The following is a 19,860-nucleotide window of genomic DNA, read 5'->3' as shown; positions in this document are numbered from 1 at the left end:
GCGCATGTATGAGCCGTGTCCGGTCGGTTACCCGCACGGGCATGATGCGAACGCTGAATTGGCACAGAGGGCAGGGGCGGCACGGTGGGCACCCGGGCTACGGCGGCCACACCGACCAGGCCGAGCAGCCCGACCAGGTCGAGCGCACCGAGGAGGTCGAGCGCGACGACCGGTTCGAGCGCGACGAGCAGACCGGGCGCGGCGCGGATGTCCGGTACGGCACGGAGGCCCGGTACGGCACGGAGGCCCGGCACGACACGGAGGCCCGGCACGACACGGAGGCCCGGCACGACACGGAGGCCCGGCACGACACGGAGACCCGGCGCGGCCGGGAGGACCGGACCGCGCGGGCGCCGGCGGCCGGGCCCGACGAGGAGGTGGAGCGGCGGGCGCCGGACAGCCCCGGTGAACTGCCCAGAAGCTCGTGGTGGGCGGTGCTGAAGGGCACCCTGAAGGAGTTCAAGAAGGACGAGCTGACCGACCGGGCGGCGGCGCTGACCTACTACGGCATCCTCGCCCTGTTCCCGGCGCTGCTGGCCCTCGTCTCCCTGCTGGGGATCGTCGGGCGCTCGGCGACGCAAGCGGTGCTGGACAACATCCAGCAGCTCGCCCCCGGCGCCGCGCGGGACATCCTCACCAACGCCGTCCGGCAGATGCAGGGCAACGCCGGGCTGGGCTCGATCATGGCGATCGTGGGCCTGGCGCTCGCGGTGTGGTCGGCCTCCGGCTATGTCGCGGCGTTCATCAGGAGCGCGAACGCGGTGTACGACGTCCCCGAGGGTCGTCCGGTGTGGAAGGTGCTGCCGGTACGGGTCGGGGTCACGGTGGTGCTGATGGTGATGGCCGTGATCAGCGCCCTGATCGTGGTGTTCACCGGCGCCCTCGCCAAGGAGGTGGGCACCGCTCTGGGGGTCGGTGACACGGCGCTGACCGTGTGGTCGATCGCGAAGTGGCCGGTGCTGGTCCTGCTGGTCACGATCATGATCGCGGTCCTGTACTGGGCCACCCCGAACGCGAAGGTCCGCGGCTTCCGGTGGATCACCCCGGGCAGTCTGCTCGCCCTGCTGATCTGGATGGCGGCCTCGGCCGGCTTCGCGTTCTACGTGGCCAACTTCGGCTCGTACAACCGGACCTACGGCGCGATCGCCGGCGTGATCATCTTCCTGGTGTGGCTGTGGATCACCAATCTGGCGATCATCCTCGGCCTGGAGTTCGACGCCGAACTGGCCCGTCAGCGGGCCCTGGCGGGCGGCCACCCGCCCCACGAGGAGCCGTACGTCGAGCCGCGCGACACCCGCGCGTGGGACGAGGAGGACCGACGGCGCCTGGGCGCCGACGGCCGCTGACGCGCGGCGCGGTGACACGCCGTCGGATGGACCATCGGGCCGGTTTGCGGGGCTCATGGTCATATGTTGCGGAATATGACGAAATGGCATATTGGCTATCTGGCGTGCGTCGCGGCGGTCATCGGGGTGGGGCTCGGGGCCGCCCCGCAGGCCGCCGCCGACCATCCGACCCGTGTGGTCTTCCCGGGGGAGTCCATCCAGCAGGCGGTCGACGCGGCGGCGCCCGGGGACACGGTGCTCGTGGCCTCCGGCACCTACCGCGAGAGCGTCCGGATCGGCACCCACGGCATCACCCTGCGCGGCATGGGCCCCCGCACCGTCGTCGAACCGGCCGTGACGAAGGCCGCCGACGGGTGCGGTGACGCGGGCAACGGCATCTGTGTGATGGGGACGAAGGACCACAAGGTCGAGGACGTCACCGTCGCCAACCTCACCGTGACCGGCTTCACCGGGTCCGGGGTGTTCGCCCAGGACACCGACCGGCTGACCGTGCGGCACGTGACCGCCGTGAAGAACGGCGTGTGGGGCATCGCCCAGGAGCGCTCGGTGCGCGGCGTGTTCCGCAAGAACACCGCCCGGGACAACGGCGACGCCGGCCTGTTCCTCGCGAACACCGTCAAGGCCGAGCAGGGCGCCACGGACAGCGGCGGCACCGTCGTCGCCCACAACCGCCTGGAGGGCAACCGGATCGGCCTCACCGTCCGGCGCCTGCGCAACCTCACCGTCGCGGACAACCACCTCACCGGCAACTGCGCGGGTGTCTTCGTCGTCGGCGACGAGAACATGCCGAGGGCCGGCGCCCTGACCGTGCGCGACAACCTCATCGACCGCAACAACAAGTCCTGCCCGAAGACCGCGCGGCTGGACGCCCTCCAGGGCACCGGCATCGTGCTGACCGGCGCCGAGGACACCCTGGTGACACGGAACCGGATCACCGGGAACGCCGGCGCCTCCCCGCTGTCGGGCGGCATCGTCGTCTGGAAGAGCTTCGTGGGCACCACCAGCGAGCGGAACCGGATCACCGGGAACGTCCTGGAGAACAACTCCCCGGCCGACATCGTCAACACCGACACCGCCGGCAAGGGCAACACCTTCTCGGGCAACACCTGCGGGGCCTCCAGGCCCGCGGGACTGTGCTGACCGGCCGAGGCCGTCCATGAACGCGAAGAAGGAGGCCGTCGTATGACGACCGCTCAGACCAGACCGGCGGGGGAGCCCTCACCCACCGCCCGCACCACACGGACCCAGACCGTCCACACCTCCGCCCAGGGGGCCCCGGCCGCCCCGCCGCCACCCATGCGGTTCAGGGAGCTCGTCTTCGGCGCGGCGGTCGCCGCCTCCCTGCGCGCCGCCGCCCGGCTCGGCGTCGCCGACGCCCTCGGCGACACCCCGCTGCCGGTGGAGGACCTCGCGGCGGCGGTGAAGGCCGAACCGAAGCCGCTGCGAAGGCTGTTGCGGGCCCTGTCCTGCCACGGCGTCTTCACCGAACGGCCGGACGGGACGTTCGCGCACACCGACATGTCCCGGCTGCTGCGCGAGGACGACCCGCACAGCCTGCGCGCCATCGCCCTGTGGTGCACCGAACCGTGGACCTGGGACGCCTGGCCGAAGCTCGACGAGGCCGTGCGCACCGGCCACAACGTCGTCGAGGACCTGTACGGCAAGGAGTTCTTCGTCTACCTCAACGAGGACGCCCCGCAGTCGGCCGACGTCTTCAACCGGGCCATGACGACCTCCAGCACGCAGTCCGCGCGCGACGTCGCCGAGTTCCTCGACCTGTCGGGGAGTTCGTCGGTCGCCGACATCGGCGGCGGGCAGGGCCATGTGGTCGCCAGCCTGCTGGAGAAGCACCCCGACCTGCACGGCACCCTGCTCGACCTGCCGCGCGTGGTGGAGAACGCCGACCCCCGGCTGCGCCCGGGCGGCGCGCTCGCGGACCGTACCCGCGTCGTCCCCGGCGACTGCCGCGAGGCCGTCCCGGTCCGGGCCGACGTGTACGTCATCAAGAACATCCTGGAGTGGGACGACGACAGCACCGCCCGGCTGCTGCGCAACGTCATCGGGGCGGGCGGCCCCGGCACCCGCGTCGTCGTCATCGAGAACCTCGTCGACGACTCGCCGTCGATGCGGTTCAGCACCGCCATGGACCTGCTGCTCCTCCTCAACGTCGGCGGGGCCAAGCACACCACCGAGAGCATGACCTCCCGGCTGACGGCCGCGGGGCTGGTCATCGACGACGTACGGCCGGTCAACGCCTATCTGCACGCGTTCGACTGTCACGTGCCCGGCTGACCGGCAGGGTGACCCGGACAGGCCGGCGGGCCCGCGCGACGCGCGGGCCCGCCGGCCTGTCGGTCCGTCGTTCTGCCGGTGCGGTCAGGAGGGGTTGTCCCGGTCCCACCGGTAGAAGCAGTTCGCCATCGCGTCCTTCGGCGAACGCCAGGTCGCCGGGTCGTACGCGGAGACGTACGCCGACAGCCGTTCGCTGATGGCCCGGAACTCGGGGTGCCCGGCCATCTTCATGATGACGGGCGTGGGGTCCCGCTCGGCCTCGACGAGGTGCATGTACACGTCGTCGAACTGGAAGAGGCTGCGCCGGGAGACCCCGATGAGGTGCGGCAGCTCCCCCCGGTCGGACTCCTCGAAGATCTTGGCGATGTCCGGCGCGGCGCCCGGGGCCATCCGGGCGACGATCAGGGACTGGTGCATGGGGTGTTCTCCGTCCGGCTCGGTCGGTCGGCGCTCGAAGGCTCGGCGCTCAGTCGGTCAGGCCCGGCGCGGCGCCCTGTTCGGCGGCGGCCTTCTCGATGCGGTCCCGGATCAGGGCCATCTGGACCTTGGAGTTCCGGTTGATGTTGTCGGTCATCCAGTCGTCGTCGACCGGCGCGTCCGGCTTCATGGAGAAGTCCTGCGTCCACGTCATACGGGTGCCGCCCGGGACCTTCTCGTACTCCCAGAGGATGTTCATGTAGGCGAAGGGCCCTGTCTCGACGCGGCGGGCCTCCACGCTGAGCGTCTCGCGGTCCGCCTCCCGTTCCGAGACCCAGCTCCACACCTTGCCGTTCTCGTCCGGGTGCATGGTCAGCCGGAACGTCACCCGGTCGCCCTCCTGGGAGAGGATCTCGGCGCTCGCGTACTCGCTGAACAGGCGGGGCCAGTTCGCGACGTCGTTGGTCATGTCCCAGACCAGGTCGACGGGCGCGGCGATGGTGATCTCGTTCTGCGTGTGTCCGGCCATCTCAGGCTCCCGCCATCAGCGCGCTGTTGACCTGGTCGAGGAACTGCTTCGGGCTCTTGCACTTCTCCGCGTCCGGCGGCATCGGCGTGCCGTACCGGTTCTCCAGCTCGCCGACGATGCCGAGCAGGCCGAGCGAGTCGATGCCGAGAACGTCGAAGCCGGACTCGTAGCGCTGCTTCAGTTCCTCCGGGGTGACGGTGACCCCGGCGGCCTTCTTCATCAGCTCGGACAGTTCTTCCACGGTGATGCGGTCACTCATGCGGTTCTCCTTGGTGCAGAGGTGGTGCGGGGTGGTGCGGAGGTGGTGCGTCGGGGAGGGATGGTCAGGAGGTGTCGCCGGGGCCGAGTCGCAGCACCAGCGCCGAGTTCGACCCCATGAGTCCCCGGCTGAGGACCAGTGCCGTGCGCGCCTCGGCGGCGCGGGCACCGGAGGTGACGAGGTCGAGGTCGTGGCAGACGTCGAAGACGTTGGGGGTGGGCGGGATGACGCCGTGCTCCATCGCGAGCACCGCCGCCGCCACGTCCAGGACGGCCGCCGCGCCGTTGCCCCGGCCCACGGCGGTCTTCGGCGCAGTGACGGGGACCCGGGTGCCGTGCGGGCCGAGGGCGTCCGTGATCGCCAGGGCCTCGGCGCGGTCCGCCTCGGGGGTGCCGAGGGCGTCGGCGAAGACCACGTCGATCTCCTCGGGGGCGCAGCCGGCCTCCGCCAGGGCGCCCCGGATCGCCTCGGCGAGCCCCGCCCGGGACTCCGCCCAGCGGGAGGCACCGGTGAACGTGGCCGCGTGGCCCGCGAGGTGGGCCCGTAGGGGCGCGCCGCGTTCCCGGGCGGTCTCCTCGGCCTCCACGACGAGCATCGCGCCGCCCTCGGCGGGCACGAACCCGCAGGCCGCCGCCGTGAAGGGACGGTAGGCGCGGTCCGGGTCGGCCACCGTGCTCAGCTCCGGGTAGCCGAGCTGGCAGACCACCGAGTAGGGGGCGAGCGGCGCCTCGGTCGCGCCGGTCACCATCACGTCGGTGCCGCGCCGCACCGCCCGTGCCGCGTGCGCCACGGCGTCGAGACCGCCGGCCTCGTCGGAGGCGATCACCCCGCAGGGGCCCTTGAAGCCCCGGCGGATGGAGATCTGACCGGTGCTCGCGGCGTAGAACCAGGCGATGGACTGGTACGGGCCGACGAACCGGCTGCCCTTGGACCAGAGCTGTTGCAGCTCCCGCTGCCCGAACTCGCCGCCGCCGGACCCGGCCGCCGTGACCACGCCCACCGAGAACGGGGCCGCGTCGGTCGCGGGCCGCTCCAGGCGGGCGTCGTCGAGCGCCTGGTCGGCGGCGGCCATCGCGAAGTGCGTGAACCGGTCGGTCTGGACGAGGTAGCGCTCCTCGACCGCCGACGGCGGATCGAAGTTCCGGACCTCGCCCGCCACCTTGAGCGGCAGGTGTTCGCAGCCCTCGCGGGTGACCCGGTCCAGGACGCTGATGCCCTCCCGGGTCGACTTCCAGAACGTCTCGGTGCTCGTTCCGTTGGGCGCGACCACGCCGATTCCGGTGACGGCCGCGCGCCGAGGACGCCGTGTGCTCATGTCTTCTCCCTCGGCAGACTCATGACCACCGCGGACTGGAAGCCGCCGAACCCGCTGCCCACGGAGAGCACGTTGGTCAGCTTCCGTTCGCGGGCGACGCGCGGCACGTAGTCCAGGTCGCACTCGGGGTCCGGGGTCTCGTAGTTCGCGGTGGGCGGGACGACCTGGTGGGCCAGGGCCAGCGCGCAGGCGACGACCTCGATGGCGCCGATCGCGCCGAGCGAGTGGCCCACCATGGACTTGATGGAGCTCATGGGCGTGTCGTAGGCGTGCGCGCCGAGCGTGCGTTTGACGGCCGCCGTCTCGTGCCGGTCGTTCTGCTTGGTGCCCGAGCCGTGCGCGTTGACGTAGTCGACGGCCGTGCGGTCCAGGCGGGCGTGGTCGAGGGCGTCCTCGATGGCCCGCGCCATCTCCAGGCCCTCCGTGGTCAGACCGGTCATGTGGTAGGCGTTGCCGAAGGTGGCGTAGCCCCCGATCTCGCAGTACACGTGCGCGCCCCGGGCCCGGGCGTGTTCCAGCTCCTCCAGGACGAGGACGGCTCCCCCCTCGCCCATGACGAACCCGTTGCGGTCGGCGTCGAAGGGGCGGGAGGCGTGGGCCGGGTCGTCGTTGTTGGGGGAGGTGGCCTTGATCGCGTCGAAGCAGGCCATGGTGATCGGGGAGATCGGCGAGTCCGACGCCCCGGCTATGCAGATGTCGGCCCGGCCCTCCTCGATGGTGTGGAAGGCGTACCCGACGGCGTCGAGACCCGAGGTGCAGCCGGTGGAGACCGTCTGCACCGGCCCGCGCGCCTCGAAGCGCTCCGCGACCGTGGAGGCGAGGGTGCTGGGCGCGAACGCCCGGTGCAGATGCGGACCGGCCTCCCGGTGGTCCACGTCCCAGCGCCGGCCGCTGTGGCTGACCAGCACGTAGTCGTGCTCCAGCCGGGTGGTGCCGCCGACGGCGGTGCCCAGGGACACCCCGACCCGCCAGGGGTTCTCCGTGGCGAGGTCGAGGCCGGAGTCCGCGATCGCCTCCTCGCCGGCGACCAGGGCGAACTGGATGTACCGGTCGCAGCGGGCGATCAGGTCCGCGTCCAGTCCGTGGGCCGCCGGGTCGAAGTCGCACTCGGCGGCGATCCGCGAACGCAGCCCGGACGGGTCGAAGAAGGTGATGCCGCGCGTCGCCGTACGGCCGCCCGCCAGGAGGTCCCAGAACGCCGGGACGCCGATGCCGCCGGGGGCGACGATGCCTATGCCGGTGACCGCCACGCGCCTGGTCATGAGCGGACCTGGGCGTTCTCGGCCGGCCGTGCGGCGTGCGCCGCCTCCACCGGGATCGGTACGCCGTTCGCGTCCTCGGTGTCGACGTGGCCGAGCGGCGGGCTCGGCGCCAGCGGGCCGAGGTGGAAGACCATACGGGCCTCCACGTTGCCGACGTTGCGGAAGCGGTGCCGCATGTGGGCGGGGATCAGCAGCCCCTGCTCGGGCCGGAGTTCATGGGCCTCGCCGTCGAGGTCCACCTCCAGCTGCCCGCAGATGACGTAGATGAACTCCTCGGAGTACGGGTGGTAGTGCTCGGCGATGCGGTCGCCGGGCGCCACGATGGCCACGCCCATGAAACCGCTGGTGGAGCCGACGGTGCTGGGGGTCAGCATGGCGCGCAGATCGCCGCCGCGCCGGGTGTTGGGCTCGACCTCGCTGACATCCACGACTCTGGGATGGCGATTGATCACGACGTTCCTCCGAACATGAGCTGCATCGGACTGGTGAGGGGTGGTCAGGCGTCGGGCGCCCGGCGGTCGGTGACGAGGTCCATGCGGGCGACCGTGAGCAGCCGGGCGGGGGCGTCGTCCCGCGGCGAGCCGTCCATGCCGAGGGCCTCGCCGTCGAGGAGCGCCGTCAGCTCGGCCGCGCGGGCGCGGTCGGTCAGCCCGAGCACGGGGCCCGGGTCGGCGTCGAGCCCGCCGCGCACGTCGACCAGCCGCACCACGATGTCGTCGCGCTGGAAGATCGTGCTGCGCAGCACCGGGCCCTGCGGGTCGTCCGCCGCCGCCTCGTCCTGCCGGGCGAGCAGCTCGGCCAGCCGCAGCCCCTGGCCCTCCCGGGCCGGGTAGTACAGGGCGTGCCGTACGGCGTCCGGGCTCTCCTGGCCGGCCGTCACATGGTGGACGGCGGGCAGCGCCGCGCGGGTGAAGAAGACCCGGGCCGAGTCGGGGTCGTCCAGGTCCCGGTCCTGCTCCAGATAGGGGTTGATGGCCTCCTCGACGGCCCGTACCTCGGGCTGCCGGGCGACGTGCCGCAGCGCGGCCAGCAGGTCGCCCCGTACCTCGACGGCCCGGACCACCCGGTTGCCGTGCATGAACAGGGAGGTGCGGCACAGCCGGGTGGTGTCGTCGACCCTCGGCTCAGGCGCGGCGTAGTCGGCGAGGATCTTCGCGACCTTCTCCTCGCTGCCGGGCTTGACCGTGAAGGTGAGCGCGTGCCGGATCAGGCCGTCGCCGATCCGGGGCGAGGTCTGCAGCCGGCGCTCGCCGGCCTCGGCCGCCACGGCCGGGCCGCCGGTCTCGCGGACGATGTGGAAGCGCAGCGAGCGGGTGTCGCGGACGCAGTCGTGCAGCGGTCGCACCATCTGCACGTGTTCCTCGCTGTTCACCCAGGTGAGGAAGGGCGGGGCGCTCTCCCACTCGCTGGTGATCAGCCACTGGGAGGGGTTCTCGATGGACTGGCACAGCTGGTCGCTGACGTGCCCGGGGACGGACGCGACCTGGTTGCACAGCTGCTCGTACGCCTCCAGGAACTGCTGCTGGGCGCCGTCGTAGACGTCCACGAGGAGGACGACGCGGAGCCGGGAGCCGTCGAAGACGGACTGGGAGACCCGCTGCGACACCTGTCGCCGCAGTGACTCGGAAACACGTTCGGACGTGGTGGTCATCCTGCGCACATCTCCTCGGTGGGGGGCAGACAAGGACGGACGTCGCCCGGATCGGCGTGACGTCGGCGTGCCTCGATCCTGAGCCCGGCCCACGGGGCGCGCGACTCGTATGCACTGCGCGGGTGACCGGTGCACCGGGCGGGTGACGGGGCCTCCGGGTGGGTGACGGGGCCGCGGAGGGGGCCGCCGACCGCAGGTCTCGCCGTGACCGGCCGGGCCGTCGTGCGGCGCGGCCGGTCACGCGGCTATCGGGGCCGGCACGGTCAGGCCACGCTTGCGGCGGTCTTCTTGCGGCGCGCCGCGTACAGCCCCGTCCCGGCGACGGCCAGGACGGCCAGCCCGCCCGCGGTCACGGCCGGGGCGGCGAGGCCGCCACCGCCGGTGTGCACGCCGCCGCTGGGCTTCTCGTGCTTGCCGCCCCAGGACTCCTCGTCCTGCTTGCCGCTCCAGGAGCCGTTCTCCTGCTTGGCACCGGCGGCGCCGTCCTCCTGCTTGGTACCGGCGGCGCCGTCCTCCTGTTTGCCGCTCCAGGAGCCGCCGTCCTGCTTCTCGCTGGAGGACCCGCTGTCCTGCTTGCCGCTGTAGGAGGAGTCCGCCTCGTCCCAGCCCCCGGACGCGTACGCGAGGGGCGCGCCGAACGCGAGGAGGGCCGAGGCCGCCCCGGTGGCCATGAGCATTCGTACAGAGCGCATCTGACGATCCTTCCGTCGACGGGGCGGGCAGCCGACGCCTCGTCAGCTGTGGTGACCCGCCCCCGACGTGATCCACCGTCAGACAGCTGTCTCCCCCTCACCACTCAAGACGATCACTCGGGTGAATGCGGGTGAACGCGCCCGCCCTGTCAGGCGAGTTCACGAAGGAGACGGGTCGGGCCCCGGCCCGGGGACATGGACTCAGGCCCGCGCCAGCAGCGTGGTCAGGACCTCCCGCAGGTGCGCCTCGGCGTCCGGGACCGGCCCCGGCGCCCGCCAGGCCACGAACCCGTCGGGCCGGACGAGCACGGCGCCGCCGGGGGCCGTCCCGTGGACCTCCGCCCAGTCCGCGTCGCCCTCGGGCGTCAGGTCGGCGGCGGGGCCCTCGCCGATCCGGTACGAGGTCAGGGGGAGGGACATCTCCTCGGCCAGCCGGAGGGCGGCCTCGTGCCAGCCACCCGAACCGGCACCGCCGGCCGCGGCGTCGGCAGCGGCGTCCTCAGCGGCGTCGGCGTCGCTGAGGAGGACGAGCGAGCGTTCGTAGAGGTCCAGCGTCGAGACGGGTTCACCCCGGTGCCGTACCGCCATGTGGGGTGCCCTGCTGCCCGGGGCGCCGGACAGGTCGAGGCGTTCCGGGACGACCGGGGACGCGGGGTCGGTGCCGAGGACGGCACCCCGCGGATAGCGGTAGCCGAGGGCCACGTTGAGGATGCCGCGCTGCGGGCCGCCGCCACCACCGCCGACGCCGGGGGGCGGGGCGAAGCCGGGGTGGCTGTGCTCCACGGAGCGGGCGGCGGCACGGGCGCTGGTCGCCTCCGCCACCGGGCGGCGCTCGGCGTCGTACGTCTCCAGCAGGCCCTCCCCGGCCCAGCCGCCGAGCACCGCCGCCAGCTTCCAGGCGAGGTTGTGGGCGTCCTGGATACCGGTGTTGGAGCCGAACGCCCCGGTGGGGGACATCTCGTGGGCGGAGTCGCCGGCCAGGAAGACCCGGCCCGACCGGTAGCCGCGGGCGACGCGCTGGGCTGCGTGCCAGGGGGCCTTGCCGGTGATCTCGACGTCGAGGTCCGCCACCCCGATCGCGCGGCGGATGTGCTCGACGCAGCGCTCCTCGGTGAACTCCTCCAGGGATTCGCCGTGTTCGGGGTGCCAGGGCAGGTGGAAGACCCAGTTCTCCCGGTTGTCCACGGGCAGCAGCGCCCCGTCGGCGTCGGGGTGCGTCAGGTAGCAGACGATGAAGAGGCGGTCGCCGACGACCTCGGCGAGGCCGCGGGAGCGGAAGGTGACGCTGACGTTGTGGAACAGGTCGCCGGGGCCGCTGTGGCCGATGCCGAGCTGCTCGCGGATCGGGCTGCGGGGGCCGTCGGCGGCGACGAGGTAGTCGGCGCGGACGGTGGTGTGCTCGCCGGTCTCGCGGCTCTTGACGATCGCGGTGACACCGGAGGAGTCACTGTCGAACGACAGCAGTTCGGTGTTGTAGCGCAGGTCGCCGCCGAGCCGTTCGGCGTGCTCCCGCAGCACCGGCTCCAGGTCGTTCTGGCTGCACAGACACCAGGAACTGGGGCTGAACCGGGCGAGTCCGCCGCCCGCGTCGATCTCCTTGAAGAGCCACTCGCCCGCGTCGCCGACGAGGGTGGGCGTCTGCAGGATGCCGTGGTTGCCGGCCAGGGTGGCGGCGGCCCGGCGGATGCCCTCCTCTACGCCGGCCGTGCGGAACAGCTCCATCGTGCGGACGTTGTTGCCGCGGCCGCGCGGGTGGATGGAGGTGCCGGCGTGCCGCTCCACCAGGGTGTGCGGCACCCCGAGGCGCCCCAGGAACACCGAGGTCGACAGGCCGACGAGGGAACCCCCGACGACGAGGACCGGAACGTGGTGGGTGCGGCTGCCGGTGGGGTCGCTCCGATCGGGCCTCTGCCGCGTCTCGGTCCTCTGCTGTGTCTCGGGGTTCGACCCCGTCTCATGGCTGTGCTTCATCGCGTTCATCGCTCAACTCCAGCGCGTCGTGTCCGCCGACTCGTCCGGATGGGGCCGGGGGCTTCATCCATGCCCCGCACCGGGAGGAGGGGACCGGGCTTCACCCGCTTAGGGGGCGCTCGGCGGCGGTGCGCGCGGCCGCCGGTCGCTCAGGTGCTCGGGTGCGGCTGACGACATGCGCTCTGCCGGGCCCGGCAGAGCGCATGGAGGCTGGGGCCATGAGCCAACGACTCCGGCACCTCGGCTGGGACCAGCGGCTTCGAGTACCGCGTACGCCGAGGAGTGTCCGGTGCCGAGGTGCGGTCGGAGGAGGACAAAAGGCGTGGGGGAAGCCGCTGACGGCGGTGCCGGGACAGGCGTCCGCGCTGCCCTTACCGCGGTCGTCGAGGCTGGTGCTGTCGGCATCGAACACGCGTTGGCCTATCGGCCCGGCAAGCGAGGTGGAGCTGTTCCCCCGGGGCGCCGGTTCGACGCACGCGGCGCCGATGAGCGTGCGCGTGGCCGCCTTCGCGGCCGGACGGCTGACCACCAGGTCCGCGCGGGCTCGCCGTGTTCGCGGTGGCGCGCCCCGCGCGGTGCGGATGCCTGTGAGGGACCGTGCGCCGCCGCACCCGGCCCGGCGGCGACGCGGGTGGGCGGGGCCCTCGGTCAGTCGCAGTCCGCGGCGGTGACCGGATCGTCCTGGGCCCGGATGGTGCCCGAGGGGAAATCGTTGGCGTCCAGCACGTCCGCCGACGAACTGGTCTGGAAGGCCGGCGAGGTGATGCGCTTGTTGCCCGTGTCGTTCCAGCCGTTGATGTCGGTCTGGCCGTCCTGGTCGATCCGGGCGATCTTCTCGATGACGAAGACCGGCTGGCTCACCACGGTCCGGATCACCGGGACCCGCTCGAAGTAGCCCTTGGTCCGGGCCGGTACGTCGATCGTCACCGCCCGGGAGATCGACTTCGACTTGCCGAACGCCCAGGACTGGGTCACGGACGCGTTTCCGCTGAGCGAGAGCACGTCCTTGATCACTGCGAGGTCGAACCCGCCCCCGACGGAGACGCTGGTGGTGTACGTCTCGCTGGTCGTGAAGTCCTGGGTCACCGATTCGCGGAGGGTGACCTCGTCCCCGCAGTTGACCAGCGGGCGGGAGACGACCTGGGCCTTGCCGATGTCGTCCTTGACGTCGGTGACCGGGAACTCGCAGTGTCCCTGGACCTGGTGGATCAGCGCGTCGATCGGCTGGGCCTCGCCGATGCCTTTGGAGGGGTCCTCCGCGACCTCACCGGTCGCGGGGTCGTAGAACCAGTGCGTCACGTCCGTCCAGTAGTCCACCTTGCGGGGAGCGGGGCAGAGCTTGGCCATCAGCGCGCCGGTGTCGAACGACTCCGACGTGCTCAGATCGAGGACGGCCGACGGAGGTTCCGGTACCAGCGCGGCATACGCGCTGGGCAGCGTGGCCGCTCCGGTGACGGCCGCCCCGACGAGGACGAGGCGCAGTGTCAGTTTGCGCTTCGAGGACCGGTTGCGGTGGGACTGGGCGGAACGGGTGCCTTCGGTGGTCATCCGGGGCTCCTTGCGTGGGGGTGGGGTGACTTCGCCATCCTGGCCATCCCCAGGAGCCGCCCGACAGGGGCAAATATCCCGGTGCCGACGGGGTGCGGTGGTGAAAGAGGTCACGTCGGCAGGCGGCCGCGGCAGATGAAACAGGCCGTGTCGGGGCAGGCCGGGACGAAGCGATGCTCGTGGCGGCGGGTGGTCGGTGGATGGTCGGCGGGTGCGTGGGAAGAGCCGCCGCCTCGCGGAGCGAGGTCACGGGGCCTGTCGCACTGCGCTTCTGGGGGTGCGTCAGTGCTTTCGTGGAGCACCTGTGGCGCAGGGGGCGAGGGAACCGTTCACACCCGTCCCCGGGACTCCGCCGCCCGGCGGGCGAGAGCGTCGAAGACCACGGCGACGAGCAGGACCCCGCCGGTGATCATGAACTGGACGGCCGGCTGGACCCCCAGCAGGGCCATGCCCGAGGCGATCGACTGGATGATGAGGACGCCGAGCAGCGCGGACCATGTCGAGCCCCGGCCGCCGAAGAGACTGGTGCCGCCGATGACCGCGGCGGCGATCGAGTTGATCAGCAGCATCCCGGAGCCAGGCACCTGGGTCGCCGAGGTGAGCCGGGACGCGACGAACAGACCGCCCACCGCGGCCAGGGTCCCCGACACCACGAACACCGCGATCCGTACGCGGGACACGTCGACGCCGGACCGTCGCGCCGCCTCCACGCCGCTGCCCAGCGCCATGACCTGACGGCCGTGGACCGTGCGGCGCAGGAAGAGGTCCGAGGCGATGACGACGCCGAGGAAGATCAGCAGCGCCAGCGGCAGGCCCTCGAAGCGGTCCAGGACGTGGACGGTGATGAAGGCGACCAGCGCGAGCAGCGCCGTCCGCGCCCAGATCCCGCCCCTCGCCCGGTACGGCATCCCGGCCGCGCCCCGGCGTGCGCGGTCGCGGAGGCAGACGAGGAGGTACGCGAGCGGACCGAGCGCCGCGAGGCCGTAGGTGACGGCGGTGGAGCCGAAGGAGAGGCTGGTCAGCTCGGCGACCAGGCCGTCGCCGCTGAAGCTGATGGAGCTCTCCGGGCCCAGGAGGTAGAGCATCAGCCCGTTCCAGGCCAGCAGGCCCGCGAGGGTGACGACGAACGCGGGCACGCCGATCTTGGTGAACACGAATCCGTGGACCGCCCCGGCCGCCGCGCCGCAGGCCACCGCGACGAGCACGGCGAGGCCCTCCGGCATGCCGTGGTTCACGTTCAGCGCGGCGAACAGGGCGCCGGAGAGCCCGGCCAGCGAGCCCACCGAGAGGTCGATCTCGCCGATCAGCAGCACGAAGACGACGCCGACGGCGACCATGCCGGTGCCCACGATCTCGACGCTGAGGACGGAGAGGTTGCGCGGGGAGAGGAAGTTCTCGTTGAGGCTCTGGAACACGATCCAGGTCACGGCGAGGGCGAGGAGCGCCGGCACGGGGCCCAGCTCGCCCTCGTGCACCCGGCGGCGCACGGCGTGCGCGTACGCGCGGGGGCGCTCGCCGTACCAGCGGCGCCCGGCGGGCGACCGCCGCCCGGCCTTCGACCGGTGCGCGTCGTCCTGGGAGCCCCCTTCCCGGGGGCTCCCCTCTCCGGTCCCCCTCACGGCCATGTCTCCTCCGGGTCGGCCGGATGGTGGCCCGCCGTGTTGTCCACCGCGCCGGTGATGGAGGAGATGATCTGCTCCTGGGAGGTCGTGCTGACGTCGAACAGGCCGTTGTTGCGGCCGAGGCGCAGGACGGCGATGCGGTCGGCGACGGCCTTGATGTCGCCCATGTTGTGGCTGATGAGGAGCACTCCGGTGCCCCGGTCGCGCAGTTCCTCGATGAGGTCGAGGAGCTGGTTGGTCTGTTCGAGTCCGAGGGAGGCGGTGGGCTCGTCGAGCAGCAGCAGCCGGGGCGCGCTCACGAACGAGCGGGTGATCGCGACGACCTGCCGCTGCCCGCCGGACAAGGTGGCGAGCGGGACGCGTACGTCGGGGATGCGGATGGAGAGGGTGTGCAGCAGCTCGTGGGTGCGGCGCTCCATCTCCACCTCGTCGAGGATGCCGAAGCGGTGGATCTCCCGGCCGAGGAAGAGGTTGCCGACGACGTCGAGGTGGCCGCACATCGCCAGGTCCTGGTAGACGGCCGCGATCCCGAGGAGCTGGGCGTCCTGGGGGCGTCTGATCTGGACGGGTTCGCCCTCCCACTCGATGACGCCCTTGTCGGGCGGACCGACGCCCGAGATCACCTTGACCAGCGTGGACTTCCCGGCGGCGTTGTCGCCGACCAGGGCGACCACCTCACCGGCCCTGATCTCCAGTTCGACGTCCACGAGGGCGTGGACGGCGGCGAAACGCTTGGAGACGCCGCGCAGCGCCAGCAGGGGCTGAACCACCGGGTCACCTCCTGGACGGTGCCGCTCTGCCGAGGCTCATGGGGTGAGCCCGGCCTTGTCGCACGCGGGCCGGAGCTTCGGGGTGCAGATCTGGTCAACGGTGTACATACCGTCCTTGACCACAGTCTCCTCGATGTTGTCGACCGTCACCGCGACCGAGGGGAGGAGGACCGCCGGGACGTTCTCGTCGGTGGGGCTGTCGACGGTGCCGGTGGCGATGTCGTCGACCGCCTCGCCGCGCCCCAGGGCGACGGCCATCTCGGCGGCGGCGTCGGCGGCGGGCTCGAACGGCTTGTAGACGGTCATGTGCTGGCTGCCCTGGACGATGCGCTGGATGGCCACCAGGTCGGCGTCCTGCCCGGTGACCGGGGGCAGCGGCCGTACCGCACTGGCGTTGAGGGCGGAGACCACGGCGCCGGCGAGGCTGTCGTTGGCGGCCAGGACGCCGTCGATGTTCTCGGCGCCGAGGGCGGAGATGGCGCCGCTCATGTTGACGTAGCCGTTCTCCGGCCGCCAGCCGACGGTGTCGTAGGACTTGCCGATCTTCACCTCGCCCTCCAGGACGGAGAGCGCGCCGCGCTTGTACCAGCCGGCGTTGGGGTCGGTGGTGGCGCCGTTCATCATGACGATCTGCCCGCCGTCCGCCTTGTCGCCCATGGCCTTCAGCAGTTCCTGGGCCTGGAGTTTGCCGACGGTGTCGCCGTCGAAGGTGACGTAGCCGGAGATGGGGCCCTGGGCGAGCCGGTCGTAGGCGACGACCGGGATGTCGGCCCGCTCGGCGGCCTCGACCGACGAGCGCAGCGCCTTGGCGTCGACGGCGGCGACGATCAGGACGTCGACGCCTCTGGTGATCATCGCGTCGAGCTGCTGTCGCTGGACGGCCGGCTCGGCCGTGGCGGCGACGGCTGCCGCCGGGCAGCCGGGGCACAGTTCCTTGAGCCGCTTCTCGATCAGGGGTCTGTCGAACTGCCCGAAGCGGGAGGCTCCGCCGCCGGGGAGCAGCACGCCGACGGTGAGGCTCTCATCCCCGCTCCCGCCGTCCCCGCCACCACATGCTCCGGTGAGCACCAGGCCGGCACCGACCACGAGGGCCGCGCCCGCCCGGCTGAGGGACCTACGTTTCACGGCCGTACGGCCGACGCCGAGACCCATGGTCGGTTCCTTAGGGATATTTGCCTGATCTTGCTCAGCCTTGCCCCGTTATGGACGTCTGTCGTCCAGCGTAGTCAAGAGGGTGGGCGGGCGGGTGAGGCGAGACCCCTGGTGCGGCAGGCTTCGTGCCGAGGTTGCGGGGCCTCTGCGTGGCGCTGAGCATGGGCCGGGGGAGCCGCGAGCCGCGACACAGAGGCCGGTGCCGGTATGAACACGTCCCGCACGACCCGTACCACGCATACCGCCCCTACCACTCCTTCCGCCCCTACCACCCGTACGGCTCATGCTCCCGACCCCGTGGCCGATGACGACCGCCCGCTGAGCTGCCTGGTCACCGGTGCCACCGGGTACATCGGGGGCCGGCTCGTGCCCGAGTTGTTGGAGGCCGGGTACTCGGTGCGGTGTCTGGCGCGGGTGCCCGGGAAGTTGCGGGACCATCCGTGGGCCGGGCGGGTGGAGGTGGTGCGTGGGGATGTGACGGACGCGGAGTCCGTGGGGGCGGCCATGGAGGGCGTGGACGTCGCGTACTACCTCGTGCACGCGCTCGGCACCGGGCGGGGGTTCGAGGAGACCGACCGGCGTGCGGCGGAGATCTTCGGGGAGCGGGCGCGGGCCGCCGGGGTGCGGCGGATCGTCTATCTCGGCGGGCTGACCCCCGCCGGAGTCCCCGAGCGCGAACTCTCGCCCCATCTGCGGTCCCGCGCCGAAGTGGGCCGGGTGCTGCTGGCCTCGGGTGTCCCCACCGCCGTGCTCCGGGCCGCCGTGATCATCGGGTCCGGGTCGGCCTCGTTCGAGATGCTCCGCCATCTCACCGAACGGCTGCCCGTGATGGTGACCCCCAGCTGGGTGCGCACCCGTATCCAGCCGATCGCGGTCCGGGACGTGCTCCGCCTCCTCGTCGGCTGCGCGGGCCTGCCGGAGGACGTGAACCGGACCTTCGACATCGGCGGGCCGGACGTCGTCACGTACGAGCAGATGATGCGGCGGTACGCGGCCGTCGCGGAGCTGCCGAAGCGGGTCATCGTGCCCGTGCCGCCGCTCACCCCACGGCTGTCCAGTCTGTGGGTCGGGCTGGTCACCCCGGTGCCCGGCAGTCTCGCGCGCCCGCTCGTCGAGTCGCTGAAGCACGAGGTGGTGTGCGGCGAGCGGGACATCGTCCGGTACGTCCCCGACCCGCCGGAGGGGCCGGTCGGCCTGGACCGGGCGATCGCGCTGGCCCTGCGGCGCGTACGGGACGCCGACGTGGCGACCCGGTGGTCCTCCGCCGCCACGCCCAGCGCCCCGAGCGATCCGCTGCCGACGGACCCCGACTGGGCGGGCGGCAGCCTCTACTGCGACCACCGCGAGCGCACGGTCTCGGCGCCGCCGCGGGCGCTGTGGCGGGTGGTGGAGGCGATCGGCGGCGAGAACGGCTGGTACTCCTCGCCCCTGGCCTGGTCCCTGCGCGGCTGGGCGGACCGGCTGGTCGGCGGGGTCGGGCTGCGCCGGGGCCGCCGGGACGCCGCCCGGCTGCGGATCGGCGACAGCCTCGACTTCTGGCGGGTGGAGGAGATCGAGCCGGGCCGGCTGCTCCGGCTGCGCGCCGAGATGCGGCTGCCGGGCCTGGCCTGGCTGGAGATGACCGTCGACCGGGACGAGGAGGGGCGGACGGTCTACCGGCAGCGCGCCCTGTTCCATCCGCACGGGCTGGCGGGGCATGTGTACTGGTGGAGCGTGGCGCCCTTCCACGCGGCGGTGTTCGGGAGGATGGCGCGCAACATCGCGGACGCGGCGGAGGCCGTGGCCGACGAGACGACGGGCTCCGCACCCGTCCGTACCGTGCGCTCCTGACGTGCCCCGGGCGGGTCCGTGTCCGGCGCGGGCAACCGCCTGCCGCGTGACTCGGCCACGTGCAGGCGTCGGCGAGGTGGGTTCCCTCGTCCGCGACGGCCCCGCCCGGCCCGCGACGCCATCCCAGGCACCCACGTATCCGCAGGTCAAGTGGGCTGGGATGGTTCCAGGGGGCTCGACGGGGCGGTGGCTGTTGCGTTCGGTTGCCGGGACCGCTGATGCTCTTGGTGTCGCACCGAGCAGGGCCGGGCCGACCAGCCGGTCCCTTCGGGGCGCTCATGTCCACGCACCACTCACTCATCGGGGGAAACACCCATGTCCAAGCGCATCCGTACCAGCGCTCTCACCGCCCTCGCCGTCGTCGCCCTCGCGGCGGGCTCGGTGCTGACGGCGCCGGCCGCCGGGGCCGCCACGAAGGCCGCCGCGCCCAAGTTCCTGTCGGCGTCCCAGCTGCCCCCGCACCCGTCGTCGTCCTGGACCGCCGGGCGGGTCAGCGAGGGGGTCCCGGCGGCGCTCGACCTCTGCTTCCACACGGAGAACGTGTCCGACTACGACTACCGGCACCGGGAGTTCCGGACCGACGTGGACACCCGCGCCGTGCAGCTGACCGTCGTAGCGACCACACCCGCTCTGGCCAAGGGCCTGGCGAAGCACTACGACGACCTGTTCCGCACCTGCGCCGACCGCCTGGAAGCGGGCTCGCCCGACATCGACGCCGAGGGCCGGGACTACGGCACGCTGGCGGTCGAGGAGGGCGCGCGCGTCCGCGGCGTGAACACCGAGACGTCGGGCGGCGCCACCGACGTCGCCCTGCTGTCGGTCGGGCGGGACGGCAACACCGTCACCGTCGTCCAGTGGGGGCAGATGGGCGACTTCACCGACGCGCCCGTGGCCGCCTTCAAGAAGACCACGACCACGGCCGTCAACAAGCTGTACTGACCGGGCGGGCACCGGGAAACGCCGGGGCCGTCCTTCCTCCGGAGGGGGGTGGAAGGACGGCCCGTACCGCAGGGTCAGCTGGACTCCGCCGTACTCCTACGCGTTTGGCAGCGATGCCGCCAAGTGCTCCCGCGCCCCGTGCACGTGCTCCCCCACGATGCCGAACCGGGTGAGGACCGCGACGCAGTTGCCGTGCTCGTCGTCGAGTTCGAGGGACGTGCGCCGCGCCCCCGGTCATGTGTCTGCCGGGTGTCCGGCCCCGCGT

The 19,860-nt window shown here is 72.4% G+C and carries 18 protein-coding genes; 5 read left to right on the top strand and 13 right to left on the bottom strand.

What is annotated here, in order from left to right:
• Window positions 1-41 precede the first annotated feature (41 nt).
• From ACZ9QC_RS19935 to ACZ9QC_RS19925, 3 genes are all read left to right on the top strand, one after another.
• Window positions 42-1,346, top strand: a complete 1,305-nt coding sequence (locus ACZ9QC_RS19935) for a YihY/virulence factor BrkB family protein (RefSeq protein WP_472921358.1) — start codon at window positions 42-44, stop codon at window positions 1,344-1,346.
• A gap of 75 nt (window positions 1,347-1,421) precedes the next feature.
• A complete protein-coding gene (locus tag ACZ9QC_RS19930) occupies window positions 1,422-2,486 on the top strand; it encodes a right-handed parallel beta-helix repeat-containing protein (protein WP_472921357.1) in 1,065 nt (354 codons plus the stop codon).
• Window positions 2,487-2,528: 42 nt separating this feature from the next.
• Window positions 2,529-3,638 (top strand): methyltransferase, encoded by a 1,110-nt coding sequence (locus ACZ9QC_RS19925; RefSeq protein WP_472921356.1) that lies wholly within the window; start codon window positions 2,529-2,531, stop codon window positions 3,636-3,638.
• Window positions 3,639-3,722: 84 nt separating this feature from the next.
• Here the strand turns inward: ACZ9QC_RS19925 and ACZ9QC_RS19920 are convergent, their stop codons facing one another.
• From ACZ9QC_RS19920 to ACZ9QC_RS19860, 13 genes are all read right to left on the bottom strand, one after another.
• On the bottom strand, window positions 3,723-4,055 hold the full coding sequence (locus ACZ9QC_RS19920) for a TcmI family type II polyketide cyclase (protein ID WP_230215285.1): 333 nt from the start codon (window positions 4,053-4,055) through the stop codon (window positions 3,723-3,725).
• Window positions 4,056-4,104: 49 nt separating this feature from the next.
• Complete coding sequence (locus tag ACZ9QC_RS19915) at window positions 4,105-4,584, bottom strand: SRPBCC family protein (protein ID WP_472921355.1); 480 nt, start codon at window positions 4,582-4,584, stop codon at window positions 4,105-4,107.
• 1 nt (window position 4,585) lies between these two features.
• The gene (locus ACZ9QC_RS19910) at window positions 4,586-4,843 is read right to left on the bottom strand and encodes an acyl carrier protein (protein ID WP_472921354.1); all 258 of its coding nucleotides are present in this window, start codon (window positions 4,841-4,843) and stop codon (window positions 4,586-4,588) included.
• A 64-nt stretch (window positions 4,844-4,907) separates the two neighbouring features.
• Window positions 4,908-6,158: a beta-ketoacyl synthase N-terminal-like domain-containing protein gene (locus ACZ9QC_RS19905; RefSeq protein ID WP_472921353.1), complete on the bottom strand. Its 1,251-nt coding sequence runs from the start codon at window positions 6,156-6,158 to the stop codon at window positions 4,908-4,910.
• Window positions 6,155-7,420 (bottom strand): beta-ketoacyl-[acyl-carrier-protein] synthase family protein, encoded by a 1,266-nt coding sequence (locus ACZ9QC_RS19900; protein WP_391445601.1) that lies wholly within the window; start codon window positions 7,418-7,420, stop codon window positions 6,155-6,157. The genes ACZ9QC_RS19905 and ACZ9QC_RS19900 overlap by 4 nt, the downstream gene beginning before the upstream one ends.
• Complete coding sequence (locus ACZ9QC_RS19895) at window positions 7,417-7,872, bottom strand: cupin domain-containing protein (RefSeq protein WP_230215278.1); 456 nt, start codon at window positions 7,870-7,872, stop codon at window positions 7,417-7,419. The genes ACZ9QC_RS19900 and ACZ9QC_RS19895 overlap by 4 nt, the downstream gene beginning before the upstream one ends.
• Window positions 7,873-7,916: 44 nt before the next feature.
• Window positions 7,917-9,071 (bottom strand): SchA/CurD-like domain-containing protein, encoded by a 1,155-nt coding sequence (locus tag ACZ9QC_RS19890; protein ID WP_184906007.1) that lies wholly within the window; start codon window positions 9,069-9,071, stop codon window positions 7,917-7,919.
• Between the two features lie 263 nt (window positions 9,072-9,334).
• Complete coding sequence (locus ACZ9QC_RS19885) at window positions 9,335-9,763, bottom strand: hypothetical protein (RefSeq protein ID WP_472921352.1); 429 nt, start codon at window positions 9,761-9,763, stop codon at window positions 9,335-9,337.
• Between the two features lie 201 nt (window positions 9,764-9,964).
• Entirely contained in the window at window positions 9,965-11,734 is a 1,770-nt protein-coding gene (locus ACZ9QC_RS19880; RefSeq protein ID WP_472921740.1) for an FAD-dependent oxidoreductase, read from the bottom strand.
• Between the two features lie 648 nt (window positions 11,735-12,382).
• Complete coding sequence (locus ACZ9QC_RS19875; RefSeq protein WP_472921351.1) at window positions 12,383-13,282, bottom strand: hypothetical protein; 900 nt, start codon at window positions 13,280-13,282, stop codon at window positions 12,383-12,385.
• A 329-nt stretch (window positions 13,283-13,611) separates the two neighbouring features.
• On the bottom strand, window positions 13,612-14,907 hold the full coding sequence (locus tag ACZ9QC_RS19870) for a sugar ABC transporter permease (protein WP_472921350.1): 1,296 nt from the start codon (window positions 14,905-14,907) through the stop codon (window positions 13,612-13,614).
• Window positions 14,898-15,674: an ATP-binding cassette domain-containing protein gene (locus tag ACZ9QC_RS19865; RefSeq protein WP_472921349.1), complete on the bottom strand. Its 777-nt coding sequence runs from the start codon at window positions 15,672-15,674 to the stop codon at window positions 14,898-14,900. Before ACZ9QC_RS19865 ends, ACZ9QC_RS19870 begins: the two co-directional genes overlap by 10 nt.
• Before the next feature lie 36 nt (window positions 15,675-15,710).
• Window positions 15,711-16,826: a sugar ABC transporter substrate-binding protein gene (locus tag ACZ9QC_RS19860; protein WP_472921348.1), complete on the bottom strand. Its 1,116-nt coding sequence runs from the start codon at window positions 16,824-16,826 to the stop codon at window positions 15,711-15,713.
• Window positions 16,827-17,123: 297 nt separating this feature from the next.
• On the opposite strand from ACZ9QC_RS19860, the gene ACZ9QC_RS19855 reads away from it, so the two are divergent.
• Complete coding sequence (locus tag ACZ9QC_RS19855; protein ID WP_472921347.1) at window positions 17,124-18,656, top strand: SDR family oxidoreductase; 1,533 nt, start codon at window positions 17,124-17,126, stop codon at window positions 18,654-18,656.
• Window positions 18,657-18,971: 315 nt separating this feature from the next.
• Entirely contained in the window at window positions 18,972-19,595 is a 624-nt protein-coding gene (locus ACZ9QC_RS19850; protein WP_472921346.1) for a hypothetical protein, read from the top strand.
• Window positions 19,596-19,860: the final 265 nt, after the last annotated feature.

This window comes from Streptomyces sp. HUAS MS02, assembly GCF_055702265.1.
This window is presented reverse-complemented; position numbering and strand designations above follow the sequence as displayed.